Genomic DNA, 17,661 nt, shown 5'->3' with positions numbered 1-17,661 from the left:
CTCCTGCTCCGAACGACTCGGTTTCGTACGTCCAACTCGTACAGGAAGAATGTAGCGCAGCCCTCTACGAAACGAAACCGTTTCGTACGTGTTCTGGGTCACGCCTGGTCGGAGCGGGGGTCTTTTTCACGAGTTGCTCCACTGCGTCCCCGGGGAAAGCCTGGGGAGGTGAGCTACTTGCGCCTGCCGCATCTCAGCGGCGAACTGCTGTGCTTCGTGGCCGAGGACGACCTCTGGCTGGCTCCCCTCGACACCCCGGGCCGCGCCTGGCGGCTCACGGTCGACCGCACCAAGACCGGGCATCCCCGCTTCTCGCCCGACGGACGCCACATCGCGTACACGACCTGGCGCAGCCTCGTCCCCGAGATCCACCTGGTCGGGGTCGACGGCGGGCCGGGGCGGCAGCTGACCTACTGGGGCAGTCCGGACACACAGGTGTGCGGGTGGACCCCGCCCGACGAGGAGGAGCACTCCGCCATCCTCGCCGTCGCCTCACACGGCGAGCCCTTCTCGCACTTCACCTGGGCCTACAAGATCGCCCTGGAGGGCGACCCGGGCCGCAAACTGCCCTGGGGACCGGTCGCCGACCTCCAGGTCGCCGACCTCGACGGCGAGCGCAAGACCCTGCTGCTGACCGGCACCCCGCCGCACGAACCGGCCTCCTGGAAGCGCTACCGGGGCGGCGCCATGGGCCGGCTGTGGCTGCACGGGCAGCGGCTGCTCCCCGACATCGGCGGGCACCTGCACTCCCCGATGTTCGTCGGCGGGCGGATCGCCTTCCTCTCCGACCACGAGGGCATCGGCAACCTCTACTCCTGCGCCCACGACGGCACCGACCTGCGCCGGCACACCGACCACGACGCCTTCTACGCCCGGCACGCCTCCAGCGACGGCACACGGGTCGTCTACCAGTGCGCGGGCGACCTGTGGATCGTCGACGACCTCTCCCCGGACTCGGTCCCGCGCCGGCTGGACGTACGGCTGAGCGGTGCGCGGGCGGGCCGCCGGCCGTACCAGGTGCCCGCCGCCCAGCACGTGGACGGCATCTCCGTGGACGAGACGGGCCGGGCCAGCGCCGTCGTCGTCCGCGGCAGCCTGTACTGGCTCACCCACCGCGACGGCCCCGCCCGCACCCTCACGGACCCGCCCGGGGTACGCGTCCGGCTCCCGGAGATGCTGGGCGCGACCGGCCAGGTCGCCTACGTCACCGACGCCGACGGCGAGGACGCGATCGAGATCGCCCACCTCCCCCGCGCCACCGGCGACCGCGAGCCCCGCCGACTGGCCTCCGGACAACTCGGCCGCGTCCTCGAACTGGCCTCCGACCCCGAAGGCGAACGCCTGGCCGTCGCCGCCCACGACGGCCGCTTGCTACTCCTCGACGTCACCGACGGCTCGGACGTCACCGACGGCGCCGGGGGGTCCGGGGGGTCCCTGGGCTCCGAGGGCTCCGGTGGGTCCGAGGGCTCCGGCGGGTCCGAGGATTCCGGTGGCTCCGAGGGCTCCGGTGGCCTCGGCGACTTCAGCGGCCCTGAAGGTTCCGGCGACTCCAGCAACCTCGGGGATTCCGGCGGGCTCGGCACCTCCGGCATGGTCACCGAGTTGGTTCGGGCGGGTAATGGGCCGGTGCGGGATCTTGCGTTTTCGCCGGATGGGGCGTGGCTGGTGTGGTCGCATCCCGGGATCGGGCGTACGTTGCGGCAGATCAAGATGGCCCGGATAAAGGACCGGCTGATCGTCGATGTCACAAGTGGCCGCTTCGAGGACGAGAACCCGGTGTTCACCCGGGACGGCCGGTACCTGGCCTTCCTGTCCTGGCGGGGCTTCGACCCGGTCTACGACGTGCACACCGGGGACCTGTCGTTCCCGCTGGGCTGCAAGCCCTACCTGGTCCCGCTGTCCTCGGCGACCCCCTCCCCCTTCGCGCTGAACCCCGAGGGCCGTCCGGCGGCCGGCGGGCTGGACCCGGTGGAGGACGAGGAGACCGGCGAGGCCGGCGCGGTGACCGTGGAGGTCGAGGGGCTGGAGAACCGGGTGACGCCGTTCCCGGTCATCGCCTCCAAGTACTCCGCGCTGCAACCGGTCGCGGGCGGCGGCCTGGTGTGGCTGCGCTGGCCGATCTCCGGCGCGCTGGGCGAGACCTTCGCCAACCCGGACGACACGACCGGCCGTCCGACGCTGGAGTACTTCAACATCACCAAGGCGAAGAAGTCCGAACTCGTCGGCCACCTCGACTGGTTCGCGGTCAGCGGCGACGGCACCCGGCTGGTCGTGGTCGACGAGGGCGACCTCAGGGCGGTGCCCGCCACCGAGTCCGGCGACGCCGACACGACGACCTGGATCGACGCCCGCCGCATCCTGCACCAGGTCGACCCGGCCGCCGAGTGGCGCCAGTCCTACGACGAGGCCGGCCGCCTCATCCGGGCCTACTTCTGGGACCCGGGGATGTCCGGTATCGACTGGGACGCGGTCCTCGACCAGTACCGCCCCCTGGTCGAACGGGTCGCCTCGCCCGACGAGTTCGCCGACCTGCTCCGCGAGGTGCTGGGCGAGCTCGGCACCTCGCACGCCTACGTCAGCGCCGCCCGCCGCAACGAGGGCCCGGCGCACTACCAGCGCTGGCAGGGCCTGCTCGGCGCCAACCTCGTACACCGCGAACGCGGTTGGACGGTCAAGCGCATCCTGCCCGGCGACTCCTCCGACTCCAAGGCCCGCTCCCCGCTGGCCGGCACCGGCATCCGGGAGGGCGCGGTCCTGACCCATGTGGACGGCCGCCCGGTGGATCCGGTGGCGGGGCCGTATCCGCTGCTGGCGGGATCGGGCGGTACGACGGTGGAGCTGACGTTCGCCCCACCGGAGGGCGAGGAGGGCTCCCCGCGGCGGGTCGCCGTCGTCCCGCTGATCGACGAGCGGCCCCTGCGCTACCAGGACTGGGTGGCCAAACGACGGGCTGTGGTAAGGGAGTTGAGCGGCAGCAAGTGCGGCTATCTGCACATCCCCGACATGGGCGGCTCCGGCTGGGCCCAGTTCAACCGCGACCTGCGCATGGAGGTGTCCCGGCCCGCACTGCTGGTGGACGTGCGGGGCAACGCGGGCGGCCACATCAGCGAACTGGTCATCGAGAAGCTGTCCCGGACCATCCTCGGCTGGGACCTGACGAGAAACGCCCAGCCGGTGTCGTACACCTCCAACGCGCCCCGGGGGCCGGTGGTGGCGCTCGCCGACGAGGCGACCTCCTCCGACGGCGACATGATCACCGCGGCCTTCAGGCTGCTGAACCTCGGGCCGGTGGTCGGTCAGCGGACCTGGGGCGGCGTGGTCGGCATGACCGGGCGGCACCGGCTGGGCGACGGCACGGTGATCACGGTGCCGATGAACGCGGCCTGGTTCGACGCGTACGGCTGGTCCGTGGAGAACCACGGCGTCGCCCCCGACCTGGAGATCCTGCGCACCCCGCTGGACTGGGCGGAGGGACGGCAGGCGCAGCTGACCGACGCGGTGGAGCTGGCGCTGGACCTGCTGACCACCCACCCGGCGGCGACCCCGCCCGACTACCGTCACGTACCGGACCGTTCGCGGCCCAAGCTGCCGCCCCGGACGACGGACACATGACGACGTGAGAAGGGGCGCCCCCCGTCGGAGGCGCCCCTTCCGGTCAGGAGACGACCGCGTCAGGCGTCGTAGTCCTGGTCGAAGCGGTCGTCCATCTCCCGCTCGGCGTCGTCGATGTCCTTGCGCCCGCGCTCGCGGTGCTGCGGGGACTGCTGACCACGCTGGCCGGGCTGGCCGGGCTGCTGGCCGCGCTGCCCGGACTGCTGGCCACGCTGACCGGCCTTCTCACGGGCCTCGCCGAGCTTCTGCTTGCCCTGCTCCTGGTACTGGTCCTTCATACCCATGTGGGTTCACTCCCGTGGTGGGTGAGGGGGATTGGCCCCTCTGTGGGGCCTCGACCAGATTCACACGGGGGAACACTCCGCGCATTTCGATCATTAACGGTGTGTAACACCCCCTGGTTACCCCCCTGGTCACCACCCGGGTTCCGCGGCAGGTTCCGCGGCTAGTCCCGCCGTACCGACCGCTCCCGCTCGTCCGCCGCGCCCCCCGCACCGACCAGCCCCGTCCGCATGCCCTGGAGCCGGGGCGCGAACCGCCGCATCTCACGCTGGCCCACGGTGCCGATGAGGCCCGGCAGATACCCGCGCACCCCCTGCATCCCGCGCAGCCACCACTGCCCGTACACATGGCCGGAGCGGCGCTCGATCCCGGCCACGATCCGGTCGACCGCCGGGCCCAGCGGATAGGTCTTGTTGGACGGCCACGGCAGCCGCTGCCTGAGCTCCCGCATGACCTCGTCCTGGTCGGCGCCGCGCACCATGTCCGTGTCGGTCCACGACAGATAGGCCACGCCGACCCGCACGCCCTGGTGGCCGACCTCGGCACGCAGGCTGTGCGCGTACGCCTCCACGCCCGACTTGGACGCGCAGTACGCGGTCATCATCGGCGCCGGGGTGATCGCGGCGAGCGAGGCGATCTGGAGCAGATAGCCCCGGCTCTCCATCAGCACCGGCAGGAAGGCGCGCGCCGTGACCGCCGAGCCGATCAGGTTGACCTCGATCACCCGCCGCCAGGCCTCCGGGTCGGAGTCGGCGAAGGGGCCGCCGGTGGCCACCCCGGCGTTGGCGACGACGATGTCGACCTTGCCGAACCGCTCCTTGACCTCCTGGGCGACCCGGGCCATGGCCTCGTGGTCGGTGACGTCGGCGTGCCAGTGGCCGCTGTCGCCGTGCAGCCGCCCGGAGACCTCCTTCAGCGCCTCCGGCTCCAGTCCGACCAGCGCCACCGTCGCCCCGCGCGCGGAGAGTTTGCGCGCGAGCAGCTCGCCGACGCCGCGCGCGGCTCCGGTGACCACCGCGACCTGCCCCTGAAGACCGACCCTGCTCATGCACCCTCCTTGACCGCGTCCGTCACATACACGGAGACCAGTTCCCGGATCTTCCCGGTCACCGGCTCCGGTGCCTCCACCGGTGTCATGTGGCCGACGCCGGTCAGCTCGACGCTGCCCACACAGTGCGGCAGCGCGGCCACCAGTGCACGGGCGTGCACCGGCGGGGTCATCCGGTCCGCCGTGCCCGCGATGACGGCCGTCGGCACCCGCAACTCCCGTACCGCGTGGTCGAGGTCGAGCGTGTCCAGCACCCGCGACCAGGCGTGGCGCACGGCGCGCGGGCAGGCGTGCACGATCCGCGCGCACGCCTCCACCATGTGCGGGGCCGAACCGGCGCCCATGGTGGCGTACTTGAGGATGCTCCGGGTGACCGGCGTGACCGGTCCGAGCGGAGCGCGCGAGCCCAGGACGCGCGCGGTGAGCCGGCTGCGCACGCGCCCCGCGCGCAACGGCACCACCAGCGACTCGGCGACCAACCGTGAACTGCCCGTGCTGCACAGCAGGACGGCCGCCGCGTGGTCCCGGAAGCGGGGGCGCGCGGCAGCGGCCATCACCGTCATCCCGCCCATGGAGTGGCCCACTATCACCGCCTTCTCCCCCGGCGCGAGCGTCTCGGCGAGCACCGCCTCCAGGTCGTCCGCCAGCGCGTCGGTGGTGCAGGCGGGGCTCGCGGGACTGCGGCCGTGCCCCCGCTGGTCATAGGCGATGACGCGGTGATCCACCGCCAGGTCCCGGATCTGCGCCGCCCAGAACGCGGTCGAGCAGGTCCAGCCGTGGGCCAGGACGACCGGGGGCGCGCCGTCGGGACCGTGCACCTCGACGTGCAGCCGGGCGCCGTCGGCGGAGACGGCGGTCAGGACGCGGCCGGGGGCCGGCGGGGCGTACGGGCCGAAGGCCACGTGGGTGCGGCGGCTCATGCGGTGACCTCGCTGGGATTGCGGGAGCCGGCGTCGGCCCTCTGCGGGACGGGCGGCCGGAGGACCTCGTACTCCGTCAGGTCCACCCGCCGGGTCGCCCGGCGGAACTCCGTGGTCGTGCCCGGCCAGATGGTGGTGTTGCGCCCGTTCACGTCCTGGTACCAGCTCGTGCAGCCACCGGTGTTCCACACCGTGCGCTTCATACGCTCCTGCACCTTGGCGTTCCAGGCGCGCACGGCGCCGGGCCGGGCGTCGAGGGCGACCCGGCCGCCGAGGACACCGAGCTGCCGCACGAAGTCGGCCATGTAGTTCAGCTGGGACTCGATGATGAGGATCATGGAGGAGTTCCCGAGGCCGGAGTTGGGCCCGATGATCGTCATCCAGTTCGGGAACCCGGCGGCCGAGGACCCGCGCAGCGCCTGCATCCCGTCCTTCTTCCAGGCCTCGGCGAGGGTCAGGCCCTCCGCCCCGACCACCCGGTCGGCGATGGGCAGGTCGGTGACGTGGAACCCGGTGCCGAAGACGATCGCGTCCACCTCGGCCTCGCTGCCGTCGGCGGCGACGGCGGTCGAGCCGCGCACCTCGGCGAGCCCGCTCGCGACGACGTCGACGTTGGGGCGGGCGAGGGCCGGGTAGTACTCGCTGGACAGCAGGATCCGCTTGCAGCCGATGCGGTAGTCGGGGGTGAGCCTGGCGCGCAGGGCCGGGTCCCTGATGGCGCGGGCCATGTTGTGCTTGGCCAACCGCTCGACGAGGGTGAGTTCCTCGGGGTGTTTGGTGAACGCCTGGACCTGCAACTCCCGGATGCCCCACAGCAGTCCGCGCCTGAGCTGGGCGGTGAGCGGCACGGAGCGGTGCAGCCGGCGCTCGGCACCGGTGATCGCCCGGTCCACGCGGGGCATCACCCAGGCCGGGGTGCGCTGGAAGAGCGTGAGGCGCCCGACCCGGGGCTGGATGGCCGGCACGATCTGGATCGCGGACGCCCCCGTCCCCACCATGGCGACCCGCTTGCCGGTGAGGTCGTAGTCGTGGTCCCAGCGGGCCGAGTGGAAGACCTTGCCGGGGAAGGAGTCCAGGCCGGGGACGTCCGGGATCCTGGGGTCGGACAGCGGGCCGGTGGCGGAGACGACGACGTCCGCCGACAACGAGCCGGAGGCCGTCTCGATGTCCCAGCACAGCCGCACGGTGTCCCAGGTCATCCGCTGCACCTCGGCGCCGAAGCGGATGTGGGGCCGCAGCCGGAAGACGTCCGTCACATGCTCCAGATAGGCGCGGATGTGCTCCTGCCCGGAGAAGGTGCGCGGCCAGTCGGGGTTGGGCGCGAACGAGAACGAGTACAGATGGGAGGGCACGTCACAGGCGCACCCGGGGTAGCTGTTGTCCCGCCAGGTGCCGCCGACGCTGTCGGCCCGCTCCAGGACGACGAAGTCGGTGATCCCCTCGCGGCGCAGCCGCACGGCCGCGCCCAGCCCGCCGAATCCGGATCCGATCACCGCCACCCGTACGTGCTCGTGTTCGGCCATCCCGACACCCTCCCTGCCCGACCCAACCCTGCCAGTGAACACTGGCGCAATGGGACTGTAGAGCAGCCCCGTACTGATGGGTAGGGGCCGGGCGAGGAAACTTACCCCGGGTACGACATAGGGTGCGGGCGTGGCAGAGAAGCGTGAGTACCGCATGGAGGAGCTGGCCCGGCTGGCCGGAATCACAGTGCGCACGCTGCGCTTCTACCGCGAGCGCAAGCTGATCCCGCCGCCCCGCCGCGAGGGCCGCATCGCCTGGTACGACGACCACCACCTGGCCCGCCTGCGCACGATCTCGGCGCTGCTGGAGCGCGGGCACACCCTGAGCGGCATCGCGGAACTCGCCGAGGCCCTCGACCAGGGCCGCGACGTCGCCGACCTGCTCGGCGTCGGCGCCCCCACCGAGGAGGAGCCCGTCCGCCTCACCCCCGAGGAACTCGCCGCCCGCTTCGAGGGCGAGGTCACCCCGGAGAACCTCGCCGCCGCCATGGAACTGGGCTACCTCGGCACCGACGGCGACGAGATAGTCCACATCAGCCGCCGCCTGCTCGACGTCTCCTCCGCGCTCGTCCGCGAGGGCATCCCCCTCGCCGAAGTCCTGGCCACCGGCAAACGCGTCCGCGAGCACGCCGACGCCCTCGCCGAACTCTTCACCGACGTCATCCTCCGCCACGGCCCCGAGGAAAACCTCCAGCGCCTGCGCCCGCTGGCCCGCAGCGTGGTGGAGGCGGAGGTGTCACTGGCCCTGGACCGGCGGTTGCGGAAGCGGGACTACAGGTCGTAGACCACCGTCACCGGCGCATGGTCGGACCACCGCTCGTCATGCGTGGCCGCCCGCTCCACGAAGCCCTTGACGGCCCTGCCCGCGAGCCCGGGCGTCGCGGCGTGGAGGTCGATGCGCCAGCCCGAGTCGTTGTCGAAGGCCCGCCCCCGGTACGACCACCACGTGTACGGCCCGGCCACATCCGGGTGCAGCCCCCGCACGACGTCGACGTAGCCGCCGTCGGCCGTGTCGAAGACCCGGCTCAGCCACTCCCTCTCCTCCGGCAGGAAGCCCGAGTTCTTGGTGTTGGCGCGCCAGTTCTTCAGGTCGGCCTGCTGGTGGGCGATGTTCCAGTCGCCGACGACGAGCACCTCGCGACCGTCGGCGGCGGCGCGCTCGCGCAGGCCCTTGAGGTAGCCGAGGAACTCGGCCATGAAGCGGACCTTCTCGTCCTGCCGTTCGGTGCCGACCTCGCCGGAGGGGAGGTAGAGGGAGGCGACCGTGACACCGGGCAGGTCGGCCTCGACGTACCGGCCGCCGGTGTCGAACTCGGCCGAGCCGAACCCGATCCGGACGCGGTCGGGTTCGCGCCGGGTGTAGAGGGATACGCCCGCGCGGCCCTTGGCGGCGGCGGGGGCGTGTACGACGTGCCAGCCGTCGGGCCGCCGTACGCCCTCGGGCAGTTGCTGCGGCTCGGCGCGCACCTCCTGCAGCCCCACCACATCCGCCGAGGTGTCCGCGAGCCACTCCACGAAGCCCTTCTTCGCGGCGGCCCGCAGCCCGTTAACGTTCACCGAGGTAACAGTCAGCACCAGGGCACGATACCGGCACACTGGACGGGCCCTGCTTTCGACAGCCTCCGACTATGCATGAATGTACGATGCCCAGAATGAATATACGCCGCGTCCTCTTCGACCACCCCGACGCCGTGAAGCTGAACGACGAGGTCCAGGCCGAGTACCACCTGCGCTACGGCGACGGCGGTGACGCCACGCCCCTCGACGCGTCGGACTTCGAGCCGCCGAGGGGCGTGTACCTGATCGCGTACGACGCGACCGGCCGCCCCGTCGCCACCGGTGGCTGGCGCAGCCAGGACGCGAACGGCGAGGGCCACGAGGACGGCGACGCCGAGCTCAAGCGCATGTTCGTCATCGAGGAGATGCGCGGCCGGGGCCTCGCCCGCCGCATGCTGGCCGCCCTGGAGGACGACGCCCGTACGGCCGGCCGCGTCCGCATGGTCCTGGAGACCGGCAACAAGCAGCCGGAGGCCATCGCCCTGTACACCTCCAGCGGCTACGAACCGTGCGTCAAGTTCGGGTACTACCGCCACTACGAGGACAGCCGCTGCTTCGCGAAGCCGCTCAACGCGGATCGTGAGCCACCACGATCGAGCTCTGCGCGGTCCGGGACCTGAAGGCGGCTTTCCGGGCTTCCGCGTTTCCCCCACCGTGGCGACAGCGCCTGGACAGAGACCCATCGACGCACCGAACGCCGCACCACCCGCCATAACGGCCTCCGGCAGGTCGGCTCCGCTGAGCAATTCGAGGATGCCTACCGCCATGGCTACGACGATCGAGAAGAGGGCCGTGACGAACAGCAACAGAACCCCGGGCAGCGGCGACTGCATCCAGCACCAGCCGGACGGCGGTGCGAGCCGTCTCGGTGGACTCGGCGCGCATTCCGCTGATCCCTCTCTTGCCTGAGGGCGGTCAGAGCTGGGGTGCGAGCAGGGTCAGCCTGAGCAGTGCGGCGATGGCGAGCCCGGCCGGGATGGCGTACCACCATCTGCGGAGCCACTCGGCTTTCACGAACACCCACGTCAGCAGCGTCATCACCGCGGAGAAGGCCAGTCCGACGCCGGCCGCGACACCGGAGTTGGTGACCGCCTGGTGGTCCCAGGGGCCGTCCGGCTCGACCATGTAGGCCGTGAGCACCACGTAGCCCGTCACCAGGGCCCCCAGGGCCAGAACGACGGCGCACAAGCCTGCACCGAGGCAGCCGGAGGTTCTCGGCTGTCGGCGCTCTCGTACGTCGGTTGCCGGCCCCGTTCCTGGGCTCACCCCAGCGCCTCCTTCGCGTCGTTCAGCTTCCGGTCGAAGCCTCGGCCGTAGGCCTGGGCGTTCGGGTCCTCGTAGTAGGGACCGCCGTTGTAGCGGGCGGCCAGTTCCTGCATCTGCTCGCGGGTCATCTGGTCCGGGGGAACGTCCGCGAAACCGCTCTCCGCCTTCAGCTGGGCCAGGTACTCCGAGGCGATGAAGATGTTCTTCGACGGGTCCTTGATCGCGTCCACGACCACGTCCCTCTGCATGTCGGTGAGGTGGTTCGAGTCATAGCCGAGCACCTCGGCAGCGCGGCGGACCTGGATGGACAGCGGGCCCATCGAAGTCTCGTCGGGATCCTCCTGGCCGGGCAGGATCTTCCGCCCCTCGTAGGCCGCGTCGTCGAGCCAGCCGGGGTCGCCCTCCACCTCCTGCCAGGCGATGCCGGCGACCATCTCGGGCGGCAGGCCGGCGTCCTGCGCGGCGGCCCTGATGAGCTCCTTGTTGGCGGAGATGTAATCCCGGCGGCTGTCGTCCGAGTTGGACCACATCCAGTAGTTGTTTCCCCGGGCCCCGGGCAGGCCGTCGATACGGGTCTCGATCCTCGAAAGGATCTCGTTGGCCACGACGTTCCCACCCATGGTGGGAATCGAGTCCACCTTCGGGCCCGCGCCCGGAAGCTGGGCGTAGGGGTTGTCGCTCGCCTGCCTCGCCTCGGCCTGAAGCGGCCCCAGGTTCTTCAGGAACTGCCCGGGATCGGCGATGGGACTCTTGAAGTCCGGCAGCGACCGGTAGGCCGCCTTGACGTCGGCGACGCACGTCTCACGCGCCTCGGACTCCACGCGCAGGGCATCTCCGTAGTGATCCTTCGTCTGGTTGTAGTAACGCTCGGCGTCCTCGCGGATCGAGTCGACGTCGACGCCCACCTCCGCGAACCAGTCGAGTACGCCGGTGGTGGCTCGCAGGTCCTCCCACTGCCGCAGGGGCTCCGCGGCGCGCGCGGTCGGCGTGATGGCGGTGGCCTCCTTCGACATCACCTCCGACAGTTTTGTCTCGGCGTGTTTGCCGCTCTTGTAGTGACTCTTGGCCGTGGTGACCGCCTCGGCGTAGGACGTGAGGGCGTCTGCCACTTCGCGAAAGGCGACCGACAGGGCATCGGTGAGGTCCCTCGCCTCACTCAGCCGCTTCGCGTACAGGTCGCGCGCCTCACTTTGCCAGTCCACTTTGCCCGCCTTGCGGAAGGCGTCGTCAGTGGTGTCGATCAACTTGTGCAGACGTGTGAACTCCGCGGCACTCCGCCCGATGAGCGCAGGGTTCGCATCTTCCAGGAACTCGACATCCTCGCGGTAGGCCACAGCGGATCACCGGTCTCCGGCTTCGGTGTAACGCCCCGACACCAGAACGGAGTGCAGCTGCCGACGGACCGCGTCGTCGTACTCCGTGTACGCGTTGCCCGAGGACTTCAGCGTGCTGGACAACGCCGCCAGCAGTACGACCGCGTCGGTGTACTGGTCCTTGGCGAACCGGGCGAACGTCTCGACGCCCGAGGCGACGTCGGGGTGGGACCTGGGAGCGCGGCACATGGTCGCGTTCTCGCCGTCCATCCGCCCCTCGTACAGGACTCCGGCGATCTCCAGCAGCAGATGCGAGCTGCCGTCGATGGAGTCCGCGCTCACCGAGAACCCGTCTCCGTGACCGCCGGCACCGGCGGCGGAACCAGCGCTTCCGTCAGCCGGCAGCTGGTTCAGCTGCATATGCGCCGACTGCTGTTGCCGGACAAGAGCATCCGTCTTGAGCTGGGCCCATTCCTCTTCCCACGACACCGTGTCCGCCCCCCGTCCGACTGCCGCACCGCCTGAACACAGACGTTCTTGCCACCCCCAAGTCTGCCATGAACAGACCAAGGATGATCAAAGTCGAACCGACACCCTGGCCGCCCGCTCACGTGGGCATAGTTCGGTCACCACCCGCGGAAGAAGTCGTGACCGCTGCGCCCCGCATGCCGTCGCTGCGACGCTCCGTCATCACGCCCAGCTCGATCGGCTCGGTGACCAGCCGGGGCAGGTCGTCCGGGCGGCGGGGGCCGGTGCGGACGAGGGAGGGCTCGGCCAGTGCGGCCGGCAGGTCCCCGTCCTTCCACAGGCCGAGCACCGTCGCCTCGGGGATGGGGACCTGGCAGCCCGCGAACGGCTCTATCGCCAGCTTCACCCAGGGCGTGTCCTCGCTCGTCTCGTGGTGCAGCGCGCGGCTGTGGGAGGGGTTTTGCCCGTGCGCGTGGCGTCAGCCGCCGCGGCCAAGGCTTGGAGGAAACTGCGGGGGCTGATCTGGCCCCTGCCATCCATGAGGTGGTTCGGCAGCCATGTACAGGGCCTGCCCTTGCGGTAGTTGCCGCCCATGAACGGGTCGGCGATCTCCGCGAAGAGCTTCTCCTGGGCCTCTGCGACGTTCCGCAGCAGCAGGGGCGGCTCGTGCCGCACGACCTTCTCGTCGCTCTCCGGCGGTTGTGGGCGTAGCGCACCGCCTCGGCGAGCTGGCGTACCAGGTCCAGACGGACCTCAGGAGTGAGCCGGCCACTGTACGCGTCGAGGTAGGCGTCGAGCCGCAGGTCCGAGGCGCGGTGCCGGAACAGGATCGCCGGGCCGCTGACGTGCTCACGTATCTGCACCGCCTGCACGATGCCGCGGTGATTGATGCCCTGACAGCACCTGGTACTCGCGGCGGGCCGCCCGGTCCACCTCCTCCCAACAAGGGCCCGCGTCCAGGGCGCGCGGCTGTGACCGCCAGTCGTCACCAAAACGAAGATGAGCCGTCGAATGGCTGACCCCGATGCGCTTCATCAGCTCTCGAGCAGTGCGCCGGCCTGCGGCGTGACCCGCCGGCTCTCCCGCTCGGGCGGCAGACTCAGCAGACCGTCCCAGATGCCCGGCAGTCCGCTCCCGCCGCCGTCCGGTCTTTCCGTTCACTGCGACAGGCCGGTCGGGGCACGAGCTGCTCCGCTGCATCGTCCCGCGACATTGCACCGAAACGACGAGATCCCGGTCAGACGGTGACCGTCTGACCGGGATCTCGGGACCACTTCCGGTGTGTCCCGGAAAGTGATGCTGCGTGGACCTGAGGGGATTTGAACCCCTGGCCCCCTCGATGCGAACTACGGGCGGGGCGGTCGTTGAGGTCTACCGAGCTGGTCAGATGGGCCGCCAGAAGCGTGGACGGTTGGAGCCGGCCGGTGGGGTTGCTGTACTTCGCTGCTGTACTGCAAGCCCCGGGCCACCTGCACGGGGATCCTCGTCTAGCTCACTGCTCGGATAGCCCCTCGGGCTTCTGCCTATTGCGGCACTCGGGCCGCCAGCACCCAGCTGCGTTTACCAGCGCAAGATAGAATTCGAGGCTTGCCGAAATCGCTTGCCCGGTGCCGGGGTGACGCCAAGTTAGTACACCCTGAGCAATCGCCAAAGGCAATGGAATTGCACGGCAAATACACCTCCACCACCACATCGCGGAACCTTCTTCACGCTCCCACATTCTCCCGCCTCCCTGGCAGAACTCGGCACCTCATTTGAGTGGACAAACCCAGACGCGCGGACCACTTTGGCCCTGGACTCACAGGCTGCCGAACTACTTCCAGAGAGGCAAAGATTTGTGTGTACACACGTGTACACCTTGTGTACACACAAGTACACTCGACCCATTCCCCGCTCGTGCTTCAGGCGCTAAAATGCCCGCGTGGGCGAACTCTCCGAGGAAACTTCTGATCTTGAAATCGGGATTCGCGAGGCGCGAGCGAGTCTTAGTGAGCTGATCAATAAGGTCGAACGGGATGGCATTGTCGTGCACCTGACGCGACACGGCCGCCGCGCCGCCTCGCTGGTAGCACCTTCTTTCGAGCAACCTACAGTCGTCTCGGGAAGGCCAGTTCAGTATCCGAGGGACACCACGACGTCCATCCGACTAATCGAGAGCATGTTGGTGGATAGCGCCGAGCTCACCCCCGACCTGTCTGAAGTGTTTCACGAGCGCAAGGGCGAACTAGTCGGCGAGCTAGCGCTCCTCATGATGTTCCTGTATCACCCCTTTATCGGAAAGTCGGACGACGGGAGCATCATAATCCTGAAGGAGGACGGCAACGAGGATGCAGAGTCAAGGGATCGCATCTCTCTAACGGACTTGATCATCCCGAGAGTTTTAGCCGCGAAAGATGACGGATATCTATTCGATGGCAGCTCGCTACCCATTATCGCGGGCGCCCTTTGGGCCTTGCAACTGGGGAAAAACCCAGCGGAATGGCGAAATTCGCTAAACATCCCAATCAGTATCGATGAATTAATGACATGGGTGTACGCTACGTACTACTTCGCAGCATTTTTGAATTACGCTTACGGTGACGGCTACGCCGAGCACCTGATGTACCTCTCAGACGAGGCCCTGCGAAGCAATATAATTTAGCCAATGGCAATAAAGGGCATATTTTCCACGGGCTCGACGGAGTCACGATGGGCGAGTTAAAGGCCTCTGGGCGTGATCAGTACCAGAAGCAGTGAAAGGCCAATTCTCAGACGTGCCGCCGGGCAGTCGATTGATCCATGCTGATGCGTCCACCAGGCCACGAAGGTCGGCGTAGCGACTTTGGCCGGGAGCTGCTTTGGCGCGAGTGATCATGGCCCCGTAAGCTTGCGGCGCGTCGGGCAGTCTGTGGACCTGCCCGTTAAAGCACGACGTTGGGGCCATGATCTTCGAGGCTCGCGCCAAAGTGGCTGGCTAAAGTCGCGGAGCCGACCGCCCCAGCCACCGCGGGTTTCTCTCCACGTCATGGCCGCGTCCGCCGTCCGGCCGTGGCCCGGTAGCGGGATCAGCGGGCCGTTCGAACGCCCGCGCATCACGTAGCGTTGGCCCGCATGCCGCCGCCACCACGATCCGGCCTCTTTCGGTAACACAAAGCCTCTTTGACCTGCACCGTTAAGGTCAACGTCGCCCCCGTGCCCGTGTTGGATTTGGCCGCTGCGTGCGGCGACGGGCGGGCGGCGACGTGCGGCCGGTGGCGGAGACATGGAGGCGGCGCGGCGGCGACCGACCGGCGCCGCCGCGCTTGGCGCGGCCCTCGGACCTGGTTCGACCCCTTGTGGGCAACTGGGTGGAAAGGGGTGCGTGTGTGGCCTGTGAGACGTGGGCGTTGGGGTCAAGCGGCTGTTGATCTTTTCCATTCCTGAGGCCGGATCGTGGTGGCGGTGGCGTGCGGGCCGACGCGTCCGTTATGGGTCTGGGCGAAGTATGCGGCGGTCGGGTTGGCGATGATTGGCAAGCGCCGTCGGCCGCCGGACGAGCGAGCGCAGCGAGCCTTGATGAAGTAGGGAAACTCCCACCGCATCCCGGCGGCAGAGGGCTGGTGATCTACGCGTCGTAGCTAACAGGCCTACTCGTGCGCGTAGCTACACGGCTACGCTTGTGTCGGCCGACATAACCGACGGGAGCGTGCTCAGGGGATGGGACCAAAGTCCGAGCGGGTCTACCGCACGATTCGCGAGTGGATCGCGGCAGGCAAGTACTCGCCAGGCTCCAAGCTCCCGTCAGAGCGGACCCTCACTGAAGAGTTGGACATCGGCCGTACGGCACTCCGGCAGGTACTCGCCAAGCTCGTCAACGAGCGCGTTATCGAGGTACACGGGCGTAGCTCTTACCGCGTTCCCAACCGATCAGCGATCACTGAAGTGCCCGGCGACCTGGAGCCGTGGCAGATCCACGGCGAGCGGACCGTGTACGACAACCGCTGGGTGAAGCTGAGCCTCGTCGACGTAGAGCCTCCGGGTGTCGAGCGATTCGAGCATCACGTCGTGCGGCTGCATCACGTCGCTATCGCTGCCGTCCTCGATGACCAAGAGCGCGTGCTCATGCTCTGGCGCTACCGCTTCGTCGCCGACTCCTTCGGCTGGGAGCTTCCTGGTGGCATCGTGGACGAGGGGGAAGATCCCGCCCAGGCTGCGCTTCGAGAGGTCGAAGAGGAAACCGGGTGGCGACCCGACTCGCTAGAGCATGTGGTCACCTACCAGCCCATGGTGGGCATGGTCGACTCCCCGCATGAGATCTACGTAGGCCGCGGCGCCAAACACATCGGTGATCCGACCGATGTTGAAGAGTCCGGCCACGTGGCCTGGGTCCCGCTCGCCGACATCCCCGGCCTGATGGAGCGAGGCGAACTGCTGGGATCAGGAACCCTCGTTGCCCTTCTTCACGTACTCGCATCACGCACGGCAGGGGCGTCGCCTACAACCGCTGTGTGAGCTGTTCGATGCGCCGCCGATGACGCACCGAGCCGGTTCGGCTAGCCAACAACCGGGCCTCGCGAAGGTGCGTGTGCGCCTGGTCGCACTCGCCGCGCGCGAGGTGAGCTTGCGCAAGATCGCACCGCAATCCGGCTGTGGCCCGGACGAAAGTCGGGTCTGCGGAGTCCAGTGCGACGTACAGGCTACTGACGGCATTGTCGTCCCCAAGCAAGGCGAGCACGTTGCCGTGCCACCTGGCTAGGTGGCCTTGATTCAGGAAGATGCTCAACATGTCCGGGTCCCGAGCTTCTTCGCCGGGCGGGAGCAAGTTCATGGCGTTGTCGAGCGCCCGCCGGCACTCTTCAGGCATCCCGGCCTTGGCACAGATCTCCGCCTCAGCGGCGTATAGCCATGCTTGGAGCCGGGGCGACATCATCTTGCCGCCCTCGCGTTGAGCGTCACGAACGAGCTGCACTGCGACCTCAGGCCGACCAGCGTCGCAAAGCACATACGCCTGCTCTGCCATCGCGTGGGCGAGGTACATCGGCTCGTCGGCCTCCTTGGCTGCCCGCTTGCCCAACTCGTAGTGACGCCACGCTCGTTCAACGGCACCAACGTCAAGTGCTTGCCATGCTGCGAGCGTTGCGGCTCCGGCAAGAGCAAGAGCGACGGGGCGTCGGGTCTCGGGGAGCACCGCGAAAGTTAGGGCATCTTCCAGCGTGGACAGGTGGCCGGTCATCTGGTCGATGAGGCTCGCGGCTCCCATCTGGCGATCGACGGTCCGCAACAGCTCTGTCTGATCCATGAACGTCTTGACCATGGTCAGACTGACACCTCGTGCCGCATCTATCCGGTTCACTAGCTCGTCGTATCCGTCGGCTTCGATGGCCGCAGTTGGGGCCACGTGCCTGCCGTGCAACTCGTCGTCCGTGGCGCCGAGTAGAGCCCTAAGGATCTTGGCGTAGCGCTCGCTGATCGGCCTCTTGCCGTTCTCCCACTCCGAGACGTAGACGCGCAAACTCGCCGTCGAAGCAACGGAGAGCATGTGCTGGCGTGCGTACTTCTCGATCTCGTGGACTAAGCGCTCTTGTGACCACTCACGCGCATTCCGCACCGTTCGGAGTCCGCTACTCACGTGCACCGCCCTGCATGTGATTCCTGATCCCTAACACCAGCATGCCTCACATCGACGCAGGTCGGGAGGGGTTAACAGGCGCCTT

General features: G+C 68.8%; 15 protein-coding genes. 5 read left to right on the top strand and 10 right to left on the bottom strand.

Features of this window, described 5'->3' with window-relative positions:
* Window positions 1–168 precede the first annotated feature (168 nt).
* Complete coding sequence (locus ACZ7L0_RS24745) at window positions 169–3,612, top strand: S41 family peptidase (protein WP_471244715.1); 3,444 nt, start codon at window positions 169–171, stop codon at window positions 3,610–3,612.
* Window positions 3,613–3,671: 59 nt separating this feature from the next.
* On the opposite strand, the gene ACZ7L0_RS24740 is transcribed toward ACZ7L0_RS24745, so the two are convergent.
* From ACZ7L0_RS24740 to ACZ7L0_RS24725, 4 genes are all read right to left on the bottom strand, one after another.
* On the bottom strand, window positions 3,672–3,896 hold the full coding sequence (locus ACZ7L0_RS24740; RefSeq protein WP_471244714.1) for a hypothetical protein: 225 nt from the start codon (window positions 3,894–3,896) through the stop codon (window positions 3,672–3,674).
* 161 nt (window positions 3,897–4,057) lie between these two features.
* Entirely contained in the window at window positions 4,058–4,942 is an 885-nt protein-coding gene (locus ACZ7L0_RS24735; RefSeq protein ID WP_471244713.1) for an SDR family oxidoreductase, read from the bottom strand.
* Window positions 4,939–5,862 carry an alpha/beta fold hydrolase gene (locus ACZ7L0_RS24730; protein ID WP_471244712.1) on the bottom strand — a complete coding sequence of 308 codons (924 nt, stop codon included), beginning with the start codon at window positions 5,860–5,862 and terminating at the stop codon, window positions 4,939–4,941. Before ACZ7L0_RS24730 ends, ACZ7L0_RS24735 begins: the two co-directional genes overlap by 4 nt.
* The gene (locus ACZ7L0_RS24725; protein ID WP_471244711.1) at window positions 5,859–7,385 is read right to left on the bottom strand and encodes a flavin-containing monooxygenase; all 1,527 of its coding nucleotides are present in this window, start codon (window positions 7,383–7,385) and stop codon (window positions 5,859–5,861) included. Before ACZ7L0_RS24725 ends, ACZ7L0_RS24730 begins: the two co-directional genes overlap by 4 nt.
* A gap of 154 nt (window positions 7,386–7,539) precedes the next feature.
* On the opposite strand from ACZ7L0_RS24725, the gene ACZ7L0_RS24720 reads away from it, so the two are divergent.
* A complete protein-coding gene (locus tag ACZ7L0_RS24720; RefSeq protein ID WP_471244857.1) occupies window positions 7,540–8,169 on the top strand; it encodes a MerR family transcriptional regulator in 630 nt (209 codons plus the stop codon).
* Here ACZ7L0_RS24720 and ACZ7L0_RS24715 read toward each other — a convergent pair.
* A complete protein-coding gene (locus tag ACZ7L0_RS24715; protein ID WP_471244710.1) occupies window positions 8,157–8,960 on the bottom strand; it encodes an exodeoxyribonuclease III in 804 nt (267 codons plus the stop codon). The genes ACZ7L0_RS24720 and ACZ7L0_RS24715 overlap by 13 nt on opposite strands.
* A 77-nt stretch (window positions 8,961–9,037) precedes the next feature.
* On the opposite strand from ACZ7L0_RS24715, the gene ACZ7L0_RS24710 reads away from it, so the two are divergent.
* Window positions 9,038–9,562: a GNAT family N-acetyltransferase gene (locus tag ACZ7L0_RS24710; RefSeq protein ID WP_471244709.1), complete on the top strand. Its 525-nt coding sequence runs from the start codon at window positions 9,038–9,040 to the stop codon at window positions 9,560–9,562.
* A gap of 295 nt (window positions 9,563–9,857) precedes the next feature.
* Here the strand turns inward: ACZ7L0_RS24710 and ACZ7L0_RS24705 are convergent, their stop codons facing one another.
* From ACZ7L0_RS24705 to ACZ7L0_RS24690, 4 genes are all read right to left on the bottom strand, one after another.
* Window positions 9,858–10,130, bottom strand: coding sequence for a hypothetical protein (locus tag ACZ7L0_RS24705; protein WP_471244708.1), 273 nt, complete (start codon window positions 10,128–10,130; stop codon window positions 9,858–9,860).
* A 74-nt stretch (window positions 10,131–10,204) separates the two neighbouring features.
* Entirely contained in the window at window positions 10,205–11,452 is a 1,248-nt protein-coding gene (locus tag ACZ7L0_RS24700; protein ID WP_471244707.1) for a hypothetical protein, read from the bottom strand.
* A 96-nt stretch (window positions 11,453–11,548) separates the two neighbouring features.
* Window positions 11,549–11,863 carry a hypothetical protein gene (locus ACZ7L0_RS24695; RefSeq protein WP_471244706.1) on the bottom strand — a complete coding sequence of 105 codons (315 nt, stop codon included), beginning with the start codon at window positions 11,861–11,863 and terminating at the stop codon, window positions 11,549–11,551.
* Between the two features lie 265 nt (window positions 11,864–12,128).
* On the bottom strand, window positions 12,129–12,395 hold the full coding sequence (locus tag ACZ7L0_RS24690) for a hypothetical protein (protein ID WP_471244705.1): 267 nt from the start codon (window positions 12,393–12,395) through the stop codon (window positions 12,129–12,131).
* Between the two features lie 1,515 nt (window positions 12,396–13,910).
* Between ACZ7L0_RS24690 and ACZ7L0_RS24685 the strand changes: the two genes are divergently transcribed.
* Both ACZ7L0_RS24685 and ACZ7L0_RS24680 read left to right on the top strand, forming a co-directional pair.
* The gene (locus tag ACZ7L0_RS24685) at window positions 13,911–14,630 is read left to right on the top strand and encodes a type II toxin-antitoxin system Phd/YefM family antitoxin (RefSeq protein WP_471244704.1); all 720 of its coding nucleotides are present in this window, start codon (window positions 13,911–13,913) and stop codon (window positions 14,628–14,630) included.
* 1,034 nt (window positions 14,631–15,664) lie between these two features.
* Window positions 15,665–16,459 carry an NUDIX domain-containing protein gene (locus tag ACZ7L0_RS24680; protein WP_471244703.1) on the top strand — a complete coding sequence of 265 codons (795 nt, stop codon included), beginning with the start codon at window positions 15,665–15,667 and terminating at the stop codon, window positions 16,457–16,459.
* Here ACZ7L0_RS24680 and ACZ7L0_RS24675 read toward each other — a convergent pair.
* Complete coding sequence (locus tag ACZ7L0_RS24675; RefSeq protein WP_471244702.1) at window positions 16,443–17,576, bottom strand: helix-turn-helix domain-containing protein; 1,134 nt, start codon at window positions 17,574–17,576, stop codon at window positions 16,443–16,445. The two genes, ACZ7L0_RS24680 and ACZ7L0_RS24675, sit on opposite strands and share 17 nt — an antisense overlap.
* Between the last annotated feature and the right edge of the window lie 85 nt (window positions 17,577–17,661).

This window comes from Streptomyces sp. NPDC039424 (assembly GCF_055639495.1).
The sequence above is the reverse complement of the archived record's forward strand: the minus strand, read 5'-3'. Positions and strand labels throughout refer to the sequence as shown.

Excerpts from the sequence above, each read along its gene's own strand:
- ACZ7L0_RS24740 (WP_471244714.1), bottom strand. The coding sequence starts at position 3,896 with ATGGGTATGAAGGACCAGTACCAGGAGCAGGGCAAGCAGAAGCTCGGC.
- ACZ7L0_RS24735 (WP_471244713.1), bottom strand. The coding sequence starts at position 4,942 with ATGAGCAGGGTCGGTCTTCAGGGGCAGGTCGCGGTGGTCACCGGAGCC.
- ACZ7L0_RS24730 (WP_471244712.1), bottom strand. The coding sequence starts at position 5,862 with ATGAGCCGCCGCACCCACGTGGCCTTCGGCCCGTACGCCCCGCCGGCC.
- ACZ7L0_RS24725 (WP_471244711.1), bottom strand. The coding sequence starts at position 7,385 with ATGGCCGAACACGAGCACGTACGGGTGGCGGTGATCGGATCCGGATTC.
- ACZ7L0_RS24720 (WP_471244857.1), top strand. The coding sequence starts at position 7,540 with ATGGAGGAGCTGGCCCGGCTGGCCGGAATCACAGTGCGCACGCTGCGC.
- ACZ7L0_RS24710 (WP_471244709.1), top strand. The coding sequence starts at position 9,038 with ATGAATATACGCCGCGTCCTCTTCGACCACCCCGACGCCGTGAAGCTG.
- ACZ7L0_RS24680 (WP_471244703.1), top strand. The coding sequence starts at position 15,665 with ATGGGACCAAAGTCCGAGCGGGTCTACCGCACGATTCGCGAGTGGATC.